Below are 10,063 nucleotides of genomic sequence, written 5' to 3'. Positions count from 1 at the left end.
GGTGGCGAAAGTTATGGCCCTGCGACAGGGCGCCGCGCTAGTAGCCGAAGCTGTCGGGACTTGGAAAACGCACTTCGGAAGATCGGAAACCTCACAATGGCCGAACGCATGAACATCACCGTCGGTGACGGATCCTTCGAAGCCTATGTGGCGAAGCCGGCCGGCGACGGACCGTGGCCCGCCGTGGTGGTGATCCAGGAGATCTTCGGCGTGAACCAAGTGATGCGCGAGATCACCGACGGGCTGGCGGGCCAGGGCTTCCTGGCGGTGTGCCCGGACCTGTTCTGGCGGATCGAGCCCGGCATCGACATCACCGACCAGACCGAAGGCGAGATGAAGCGGGCGTTCGAGCTGTTCGGCGCCTTCGACGTCGAGGCCGGCATGGCCGACATCGCCGCGACCATCGATGCCGTACGCTCGCGGCCGGACTGCGCCGGCAAGGTCGGGGCGGTGGGCTTCTGCCTCGGCGGGCTGCTGGCCTATCTGACGGCGACGCGAACCAACGCCGACGCCAGCGTCTCCTACTACGGGGTCGGCATCCAGGACCGTCTCGAGGAGGCCAAGGCGGTCACCCGGCCGCTGATGCTGCACATCGCCAGCGAGGACAAGTTCGTGCCGCCCGAGGCCCAGGACCGGATCCGCAAGACCCTGGCCGACCATCCGCAGATCACCATCCACACCTATGAGGGCCAGAACCACGCCTTCGCGCGCATGGGCGGCGAACACTGGGACGCCGAGGCCGCGCGGACGGCGGGCGAGCGGTCGTTGGCCTTCCTGCGCCAGCACCTGGCCTGACGGGGCCGCGACATGCGCGCCATCCGTTTCGAGACCACCGGCGGGCCTGAGGTCCTGCAGCTGGTCGACCTGCCGACTCCGACGCCGGGACCCGGCCAGATCCTGATCCGCCATCAGGCCATCGGGCTCAACTTCATCGACACCTATCACCGCTCGGGGCTCTATCCCGTCGCCCTCCCTTCCGGCCTCGGATCGGAAGCGGCGGGCGTCGTCGAAGCGGTCGGCGAAGGGGTGACCCGGTTCCAGGCCGGCGACCTCGCCGCCTATGCCGGCGGGCCGCCCGGCGCCTATGCCGAGGCTGCGGTGGTCGCCGCCGACCGGGCGGTCAAGCCGCCGCCGGGGATCGACGCGCGCCTGGCGGCCGCGGCCTTGCTGAAAGGCATGACGGCGGAGTTCCTGCTGCGGCGCTGTTATCCGCTGAAGGCCGGCGAGACGGCGTTGGTCCACGCGGCGGCCGGCGGAGTCGGGCAGATCCTGGTCCAGTGGGCCAAGGCGATCGGCGCGACGGTGATCGCCACGGCGGGGTCGGAAGACAAGGCGGCGCGGGCGCGGGCGCTCGGCGCCGACCACGTCATCCTCTATCGCGACACCGATTTCGCCGCCGAGGTGCGCCGGATCACCCAGGGACGCGGGGTCGAGGTCGCCTATGACGCGGTCGGCCAGGACACTTTCGAGGGCACCTTGAAGAGCCTGGCCCGACGGGGGACGTTCGTCAGCTTCGGCAATGCTTCGGGAGCGGTTCCGCCGTTCGAGGTGCTGCGGCTGGCGCGGGGCGGGTCGCTGTTCCTCACCCGGCCGACGCTGTTCGACTACATCGCTACGACCGAGGAGCTGGACGAAAGCGCGGCGGCGCTGTTCGCCATGCTGGCGTCGGGAAGGGTGAAGGTCGAGGTCGGCCAGACATTCGGTCTCGACGAGGCGGCGGAAGCGCACCGAGCCTTGGAAGGTCGGGCGACGGTCGGGGCGACATTGCTGGTCCCGTAACGGACAGGGCCGGCGCCCTTGGAGCTTTTTCCCTCTCCCTCTCTTCGCTCGTTCGGGGAGACGAGTCGAAGACCCGGCGCCCTCCTTTCCCCCGCAAGAGAGGTCGTGGGGCTGTTTCACGTGAAACACAGGGGTCTCGTATCGCGCAGGGACAGGCACACCGACCCGGTCGTAACCGTTAATTTCGCCACAGCGGCGATTTCTATTCCGAGACTTTGTATTCACTAGAGAATTTCGGGCACGAAAAAGGCGCTCCAGCGAACCGGAGCGCCTGATGCGTGGTCGACGGGCCTGACGGGCGTCAGGTGTTCATCGACTGGAAGAAGTCGTCGTTGTTCTTCGACTGCCGGAGCTTGTCGAGCAGGAACTCGATCGCGTCCTGAGCGCCCATCGGGTTGAGGATGCGGCGCAGGATGTAGGTCTTCTGCAGGTTCGACTTGTCGGTGATCAACTCTTCCTTCCGCGTGCCGGACTTCAGCACGTCGATGGCCGGGTAGATCCGCTTGTCGGCAACCTTGCGGTCGAGGACGATTTCCGAGTTCCCGGTGCCCTTGAACTCTTCGAAGATGACTTCGTCCATCCGGCTGCCGGTGTCGATCAGCGCCGTGGCGATGATGGTCAGCGAGCCGCCTTCCTCGATATTGCGGGCGGCGCCGAAGAAGCGCTTGGGCCGCTGCAGGGCGTTGGCGTCGACACCGCCGGTCAGCACCTTGCCCGACGACGGCACGACGGTGTTGTAGGCGCGGCCGAGGCGGGTCACCGAGTCCAGCAGGATGACCACGTCACGCTTGTGCTCGACCAGGCGCTTGGCCTTTTCGATAACCATTTCCGCGACTTGCACGTGGCGCGTGGCCGGCTCGTCAAAGGTCGAGGAGATCACCTCGCCCTTTACGGTGCGCTGCATGTCGGTGACTTCTTCCGGGCGCTCGTCGATCAGGAGGACGATCAGGTAACACTCGGGATGGTTGGTCTCGATCGACTTGGCGATGTTCTGCAGCATCACCGTCTTGCCGACCCGCGGCGGGGCGGTGATCAGGCAGCGCTGACCCTTGCCGAGCGGGGCGACGATGTCGATGACCCGGCCGGAGCGGTCCTTCAGGGTCGGATCGTCGATCTCCATCTTCAGCCGCTGATCGGGGTAGAGCGGCGTCAGGTTGTCGAACAGCACCTTGTGCCGGACGTTTTCCGGCGGCTCGAAGTTGATCTGGTTGACGGTGACGAGGGCGAAGTAGCGCTCGCCCTCGCGCGGGGCGCGGATGCCGCCGTTGACCGAGTCGCCGGTGCGCAGGCCGAACTTCCGGATCTGCGAGGGCGAGACATAGATGTCGTCCGGGCCCGGCAGATAGTTGGCTTCCGGGCTGCGCAGAAAGCCGAAGCCGTCCTGGACCACCTCGAGCGTGCCCGACCCCGAGATCTCCACGCCTTCCTCGGCGAGGGTCTTCAGGATGCCGAACATCATGTCCTGCTTGCGCATGGAGTTCGCGTTCTCGATCTCCAGCGTCTCGGCCAGCGAGAGCAGGTCGGTCGGCGACTTGTCCTTGAGCTCCTGCAGGCTCATGCGGGTCAGGCCCATGGCGGCGATGGCGGCCGCGAGCTCGGACGGCTCTTCGGGCTCGGCGGCGGCGTCTTCCGCCACGGCGTCCGGGGTCCCGCCCTCAGCCTGGGCGACCTCAACGGCGGGAGCTTCGGCTTCCGGGGTCTCGGATTCGGGAATGTTTTCGTCTTGCATAGGTCTGCTCATGTGCGGCCGCACGACGGCTCAGCGCCGGACGGGCCTTGGTCTCGATAGAGGCGCAGAGCTTGCTGCGCCGATGTGTGTCGTCTCAGGGAGCCGGCCGGGCGGAGCGCACGCAGCCGGAGAAAAGGCGGGGCGCGCCGGGAATGCCGACGCGTGCGGCTAGCGGAAACATGGATGGGCGGCGGGGTCAAGCGGAGCCGCCGCTCGCGGCCCGCTACCGCGCCCCGAATTCCAGGGTCACGGCCAGGACCATGATCACGGTGGCGATGAAGGGGACTTCGTTGGTCATGCGCCAGAACTTCGCCGATTTCGGACGCTCGCCGCGCTCGAACTTCTTACGGGCGGCGGCCAGGAAGCCGTGCCAACCGGAGAGGAAGAGCACGCCGGCGATCTTCACCAGCATCCAGGGCTCGGCCAGGAAGGTCCAGGTCCCACGGATCTGGGTGGCGTCGATCCAGATCAGGGTCAGGCCGGCCAGCCAGGTCAGGGTCATCGCCGGGTTGATGATGATGCGCAGGAGCTTGCGCTCCCAGACCTGAAAGTGGGCGTCGAACTCGCTGCCCGGCGGGGCGGTTTCGGTGTGGTAGGCGTAGAGCCGCGGCAGGTAGAGCATGCCGGCCATCCAGGCGACGACCGCGATGATGTGCAGGCCGCGGAACAGGTCGTAGTTCAGGGTCATGCGCCCTCCCCCTCTTCGAGCGCCGCCAGGGTAAGCCGGGCGAGGGCGTCGATGAAGGGGGCGCGGACGCCGGGGGTCGGGGCGCGCAGGTAGGGCTGGGCGCCGGCCTCCTTCGCCAGTTCGGCATATTCGTGGTCGAGCTCGACCAGGGTCTCGACATGTTCGGAGACGAAGGCGATCGGGCAGACCAAGACGCCCCTGGCCTCGCCGCCGGCGCGGCGGATCTCGGTGTCGGTGGAGGGCTCCAGCCACTTCAGCGGGCCGACGCGGCTCTGGTAGCAGACGGTCCAGTCGGCGAATTCCGGCAGCTGCGCGGCGATGGCGGCGGCGGTCGCCTCGATCTGCTGCTGGTAGGGGTCGCCGGCGTCGACGACCTTCTGCGGCAGGCCATGGGCGGAGAACAGCAGGCGGAGGCCGGGCGGCCTGCCGGCCGCCGCCCAGGTTTCACGAATGGCCTCGACGTGGGCGGCGATCAGGCCGGGCTCTGTCGGATAGTCGCGGACGAGGCGGGTGCGGCCGGGGCCCTTGTAGGCGCGGGTCCAGTCGCGGACCGAGCTGGCGGTCGTGGTCGTCGAGTACTGCGGATAGAGCGGCAGCAGGACGATCTCGTCCGGCGCGAAGGCGGCGACCTGCCGAGCGGTCTCGGCGGCGAGCGGCGTCCAGTAGCGCATGGCGATGAACACGTGGGCCTCGACGCCAGGCACGACGAGCTTGGCCTGAAGCGCGCGGGCCTGGGCCTCGGTCTCGGGGAGCAGCGGCGAGCGGCCGCCCATGATCGCGTAGTTGGCCTGGGCCGTCTTCTCGCGGGTCCGGGAGATCAGGGCGGCGAGCGGATAACGGGCGATGGCCGGCAGGGCGATGATCGCGGGGTCGCGGAACAGGTTGAACAGGAATGGCCGGACGGCGGCCGGGCTGTCCGGGCCGCCGAGGTTGAACAGGACGACCGCGAGCTTCATCGACCGGTGACGCGGGCGATCACCCGGGCGATGTGTTCGATCGGGGTGTCGGGCAGGACGCCGTGGCCGAGGTTGAAGATCCACGGGCCGGCGGACCATTGCTCGAGGAGCTGTTCGACGCGGGCGTCGAGCGCGGCGCCGCCTTCGCGCAGCAGCAGGTTGTCGAGGGCGCCCTGGATGGTCTTGCCCTGGGCCTGGAGGGTGCGGCCGAGCTGGGCGGTGGCCTGGGTGTCGAGGGCGACGCCTTCGACGGGCGTCGCCTCAGCGTAGTTCAGAACCTGGGCGCCGGCGCCGCGCGGGAAGCCGATGAACGGGACGGTGACGCCGGCGGCGCGGACCTTCTCGACGATGGCGGCGTGCGGACGGATGACGATGCGCTCGAACACGTCCTCGGAAAGGCCCTCGGCCCAGCTTTCGAAGAGCTTCAGCGCCTGGGCGCCGCTGTTGGCCTGCATGACCAGATAGCGGGCGGTGGACTCCACGAGCACGTCGAGCAGGGCGTCGAGCTTTTCGGGATGGGCGTAGGCGTAGGCGCGGGCCCGGGTGCGGTCGGAGCCGCGGCCCTCCAGCATGTAGGTGGCCACGGTCCACGGCGCGCCGGCGAAGCCGATCAGGGCGCGGTCGGGCTCGAGCTCGGCGCGGACGCGACTGAGAGTCTCGCCGATGTCGGCCAGGCGGCCGGTCGACGCCTCGATCTCGTCGGCCAGGGCGGCGATCTCGGGCAGCGGGCCGAGGCGCGGGCCCTCGCCGGCCTCGAACCAGACCTCCTGGCCGAGCGCCCGGGGGATCAGCAGGATGTCGGCGAAGACGATAGCGGCGTCGAGCGGGAAGCGACGCATCGGCTGCAGGGTGGCTTCCGCCGCCATCACCGGGTCGTGGCAGAAGGCGATGAAGTCCTTCGCCCGGCTGCGCAGCTCGCGGTACTCGGGCAGCGAGCGGCCGGCCTGACGCATGAACCAGACCGGCGGATGGTCGAACGCCTCGCCGGCCAGGGCGCGAAGGAGCTTTGGGGTCTGGTCCCCGTGCGAACTCGTCATGCCGCCTTGAACCCGAAACCCCGCTCAGGCTCAAGCCCGCCGAGCCTCAAGCGTCCGGCCCTCCTCTCTTCAATCCAAAAAGATTCGAAGAAGTTTTGAGGAAGAAGGCGATTGGGCCTGTCGAGGACGTGGACAACTGCCCGGCGCGCGTGACCGTCCGGCGCTTTTCCCCAACCTGCCCACGGGCCTCGCGGACCGGCGCTCCACCGGGTGTGGATTGCGGGGACGGCCGCCAAGCCGCCTTTGGCCCTTAAGATTTCATTAACCTCCGGCGGGATGACGGGGCGTCAGACCGCGGTCATACCCGGCTTGTCGAAAACCGGCGGACCCGCCGAACGTGGTCGGCGGCTCCTGTTGGTTAAGGAGGCGTAAACGGGCGGTTTCATGCACGCTGTTCCAGACGGCGGCCGACAGAGGCCCGATTTCGCGATCTATCCCCAAGCCGGCCGACGTCCGCTAAGACTGCATCCACAGATTAGGTCCCCAACTATCTTTTGACGCAGACAGCCTTGACCAGCAGCCCGACCCGCCTCGCCACCTACTTCCACGTCCACCTGGTGTCGGACTCGACCGGGGAGACGTTGAACGCCATGGCGCGGGCGGTGTGCGCCCGGTTCGACAACATCCTGCCGATCGAACACATCTACGCCCTGGTCCGCTCGCAGCGGCAACTCGACCGAGCGCTGGGCGACATCGAGGAGGCGCCGGGCGTCGTCCTGCACACCATCGTCGATCCCGGCCTGCGCGAGGCGCTGGAGGAGGGCTGCCGGCGGCTGGACATGCCGTGCATCGCCGCCCTCGACCCGCTGGTCTCGGCGATGAGCCGCTACCTGGGGGCCTCGACGACGACGCGGGTCGGCGCGCACCTGCGGCTGGACAACGACTATTTCAACCGCATGGACGCCCTGAACTACGCCATCGGCCACGACGACGGCCAGGGCGGGCAGGACCTCGACCAAGCCGACGTGGTGCTGGTCGGGGTGTCGCGGACCTCGAAGACGCCGACCTGCATCTACCTGGCTCACCGCGGCGTGCGGGCGGCGAACGTGCCGCTGGTGCCGGGCCGGCCGCTGCCGGAGCGGTTGTTCCAGCTGAAGAACGCCCTCGTCGTCGGCCTGACGGTGGCGCCGGACCGGCTGATCCAGATCCGCCGCAACCGGCTGCTGTCCCTGAAGGAGAACCGCGAGTCGTCCTACATCGACACCGACACGGTGCGCGACGAGATCGTCCAGGCGCGGCGGCTCTATGAGCGGCAGGGCTGGCCGGTGATCGATGTGACCCGGCGCTCGGTCGAGGAGACGGCGGCGGCGGTGATGAACCTGCTGCACAAGGGCCACGGCCAGGTCGAGGTGCTGGGCTGATGGACCAGATCATCCTCGCCTCGAAAAGCGCCGCACGGCGCGCCGTGCTGACCGGGGCCGGCGTGCCGTTCGAGGTCAAGGTGGCCGGCGTCGACGAGGACGCGGTCAAGGCCGGGCTGCTGGCCGAAGGCGCGGGTCCGCGCGACATCGCCGACGCCCTCGCCGAGCTGAAGGCGATCCGCGTCTCCCGCAGCCAAGGCGGCTTCGTGATCGGCGCGGACCAGACGCTAGAACTGGACGGCCGGCTCTACGACAAGGCCGAGAGCCTGGACGAAGCCCGCGGACGGCTCGTCGCCCTGCGCGGCAAGACCCACAAGCTGCACTCGGCTGTGGTGGTCGCCAAGGACGGCGCGCCGATCTGGCGCGAGGTGGTCACCGCGACCCTGACGATGCGCGACTTCTCCGACGCCTTCCTCGAGGCCTATCTGCAGGCCGAGGGCGAGGAGGCGCTGGGGTCGGTCGGCTGCTACCGCCTGGAGGGACCGGGCGCGCAGCTGTTCTCGCGGATCGAGGGCGACTATTTCGCGATCCTGGGGCTGCCGCTGCTCGGCCTGCTCGACCTGCTGCGCAATCACAAGGTTCTGTCGGCATGACGATCAGCGGCCGCACGGTGGTCGCCGGGGTGGCGGGAAGCCCGGTGACGCACTCCCTGAGCCCGCTGATCCACAATGCCTGGCTGGCCGGGGCCGGGATCGACGGGGTCTATGTCGCCTTCTCACCGGCTGAGGACGGCTTCGCGCGCTTCGTCGACGGCCTGCGCGGCGGGGCGGTGCGCGGCCTGAACGTCACCATCCCGTTCAAGGAGACGGCCCTCGTCCTCGCCGACGAGGTCAGCGCCCGGGCGCGGGCGGCGCAGGCGGCCAATCTGCTGGTGTTCGAGCCCGACGGGCGGGTGCGCGCCGACAACACCGACGGCCTCGGGATGCTCGGGGCGCTGGCGGCCCAGGCCCCGGGGTTCCAGCCCCAGGCTGGACCAATCGCCCTGCTCGGGGCCGGCGGCGCGGCGCGCGGCGCGGCGGCGGCCCTGATCGCGGCCGGGGCGCCGGAGGTGCGCATCGTCAACCGCACGCTGGAGAAGGCGCAGACGGTGGCGGCCGACGTCGGCGGGTCGTGCGCGGCCTTCCCGCTGGAGGCGGCGGCGGCGGCGTTCGAGGGCGTGGCGGCGGTAATCAATGCAACGCCGGCCGGCCTCGCCGGACGCGCCGCCTTCGAGGCGCCCCTGGAGGCGACGCCGGAAACCGCCGTGGTGATGGACATGGTCTATCAGCCGCTGGTCACGCCGCTGCTGGCCAAGGCGCAGGCGCTCGGCCGGCGGACCGTCGACGGGTTGGAAATGCTGGTCCGCCAGGCGGCGCCGTCGTTCGAGGCCTTCTATGGCGCGGCCCCGCCGGAAGGGGTGGACGTGCGCTGCCTGGCGCTGACGGCGCTGGAGCGCCCGCGGCCGTGAAGCTGATCGGCCTGACCGGCTCCATCGGCATGGGCAAGTCGACGACGGCGGCGATGTTCCGTGACCTCGGGATCCCGGTGCACGATGCGGACGCGGTGGTCCACGAGCTCTATGAGCACGGCGGCGCGGCGGTCGGGCCGGTGGGGGCGGCGTTCCCCGCGGCGCTCCGCGACGGGCGCATCGACCGAGAGGCCTTGCGCGCCGAGGTGCTGCACGATGCAGCCGCGCTGACCCGGCTGAACGCCATCGTCCATCCGCTGGTCCGCGCCGCCCGCGACCGGTTCCTGGCCGAAGCCGAAGCGGCCGGCGCCGAGATGGCGGTGCTCGACGTCCCGCTGCTGTTCGAGACCGGCGGCCATGCGGAGATGGACGCGGTGGTGGTGGCGAGCGCGCCGGCCGAGGTCCAGCGGGCGCGAGTGCTGGCCCGCCCGGGCATGACGCCCGGGCGCCTCGACGCCATCCTCGCCCGCCAGATGCCGGACGCCGAGAAGCGGGCGCGCGCCGACTTTGTGGTGGAGACCGGCGCGGGGCTGGAGGCGGCCCGGGCGCAGGTGGCGGAGGTCGTCCGCAAGCTGCGCGGGTGAGGCTCTCTCCCTTGGGAGGGGAGGGAGTGACGGAAAGCGCGGTTGATCGCGAGGCGCCAATCAGGCCAAGAAATGCTCATGGCTCGCGAGATCGTCCTCGACACCGAAACCACCGGATTCGATCCCCTGACCGGGGACCGGCTGGTGGAAATCGCCTGTCTGGAGATCGAAGAGTTCGTGCCGACCGGGCGCAGCTTCCATCGCTACATCGATCCCTGCCGCGACATGCCGCCGGAAGCCGAGAAGGTGCATGGCCTGTCGAGCGCCTTCCTGCGCGGCAAGCCGAGATTCGAGCACCCGGAGATCGTCGACGAGTTCCTCGACTTCGTCGGCGACGCGCGGATCATCGCCCACAACGCCGGCTTCGACCGCAATTTCGTGAACTACGAGCTTGGGCTGTGCAGCCGCGAGCATCTGCACGAGCACCGCTGGATCGACACCCTGGCGCTGGCCAAGCAGCGGTTTCCGGGGATGCACAACTC

At 69.5% G+C, this 10,063-nt stretch carries 10 protein-coding genes and 1 pseudogene; 7 read left to right on the top strand and 4 right to left on the bottom strand.

What is annotated here, in order from left to right; translation table 11 throughout:
* Positions 1–96: 96 nt before the first annotated feature.
* Positions 97–795, top strand: a complete 699-nt coding sequence (locus ACILRF_RS11490) for a dienelactone hydrolase family protein (RefSeq protein WP_395672988.1) — start codon at positions 97–99, stop codon at positions 793–795.
* Between the two features lie 12 nt (positions 796–807).
* On the top strand, positions 808–1,779 hold the full coding sequence (locus ACILRF_RS11485) for a quinone oxidoreductase family protein (RefSeq protein ID WP_395672986.1): 972 nt from the start codon (positions 808–810) through the stop codon (positions 1,777–1,779).
* A gap of 301 nt (positions 1,780–2,080) precedes the next feature.
* Here the strand turns inward: ACILRF_RS11485 and rho are convergent, their stop codons facing one another.
* The 4 genes and pseudogenes from rho to hemE all read right to left on the bottom strand — a co-directional run bounded on the left by rho (position 2,081) and on the right by hemE (position 6,189).
* On the bottom strand, positions 2,081–3,508 hold the full coding sequence (gene rho, locus ACILRF_RS11480) for a transcription termination factor Rho (protein ID WP_395672984.1): 1,428 nt from the start codon (positions 3,506–3,508) through the stop codon (positions 2,081–2,083).
* A gap of 223 nt (positions 3,509–3,731) precedes the next feature.
* Complete coding sequence (locus ACILRF_RS11475) at positions 3,732–4,196, bottom strand: CopD family protein (RefSeq protein ID WP_395672982.1); 465 nt, start codon at positions 4,194–4,196, stop codon at positions 3,732–3,734.
* Positions 4,197–4,198: 2 nt separating this feature from the next.
* Positions 4,199–5,152 (bottom strand): annotated as a pseudogene (gene hemH, locus ACILRF_RS11470) (ferrochelatase); the annotation flags it as partial.
* Complete coding sequence (hemE, locus tag ACILRF_RS11465; protein WP_395672980.1) at positions 5,149–6,189, bottom strand: uroporphyrinogen decarboxylase; 1,041 nt, start codon at positions 6,187–6,189, stop codon at positions 5,149–5,151. The pseudogene hemH and the gene hemE, both read right to left, overlap by 4 nt.
* Before the next feature lie 509 nt (positions 6,190–6,698).
* Between hemE and ACILRF_RS11460 the strand changes: the two genes are divergently transcribed.
* From ACILRF_RS11460 to ACILRF_RS11440, 5 genes are all read left to right on the top strand, one after another.
* Positions 6,699–7,550, top strand: coding sequence for a pyruvate, water dikinase regulatory protein (locus ACILRF_RS11460; RefSeq protein ID WP_395672978.1), 852 nt, complete (start codon positions 6,699–6,701; stop codon positions 7,548–7,550).
* A complete protein-coding gene (locus ACILRF_RS11455; protein ID WP_395672976.1) occupies positions 7,550–8,143 on the top strand; it encodes a Maf family protein in 594 nt (197 codons plus the stop codon). The genes ACILRF_RS11460 and ACILRF_RS11455 overlap by 1 nt, the downstream gene beginning before the upstream one ends.
* Entirely contained in the window at positions 8,140–8,997 is an 858-nt protein-coding gene (gene aroE / locus ACILRF_RS11450; RefSeq protein ID WP_395672974.1) for a shikimate dehydrogenase, read from the top strand. Before ACILRF_RS11455 ends, aroE begins: the two co-directional genes overlap by 4 nt.
* Positions 8,994–9,581, top strand: a complete 588-nt coding sequence (gene coaE / locus ACILRF_RS11445) for a dephospho-CoA kinase (RefSeq protein WP_395672972.1) — start codon at positions 8,994–8,996, stop codon at positions 9,579–9,581. Before aroE ends, coaE begins: the two co-directional genes overlap by 4 nt.
* 78 nt (positions 9,582–9,659) lie before the next feature.
* On the top strand, positions 9,660–10,063 hold a 404-nt coding region (locus ACILRF_RS11440; protein ID WP_395672970.1), incomplete at its 3' end, for an exonuclease domain-containing protein.

This window comes from Phenylobacterium sp. (assembly GCF_044236515.1).
Classification (GTDB): domain Bacteria; phylum Pseudomonadota; class Alphaproteobacteria; order Caulobacterales; family Caulobacteraceae; genus Phenylobacterium.
This window is presented reverse-complemented; position numbering and strand designations above follow the sequence as displayed.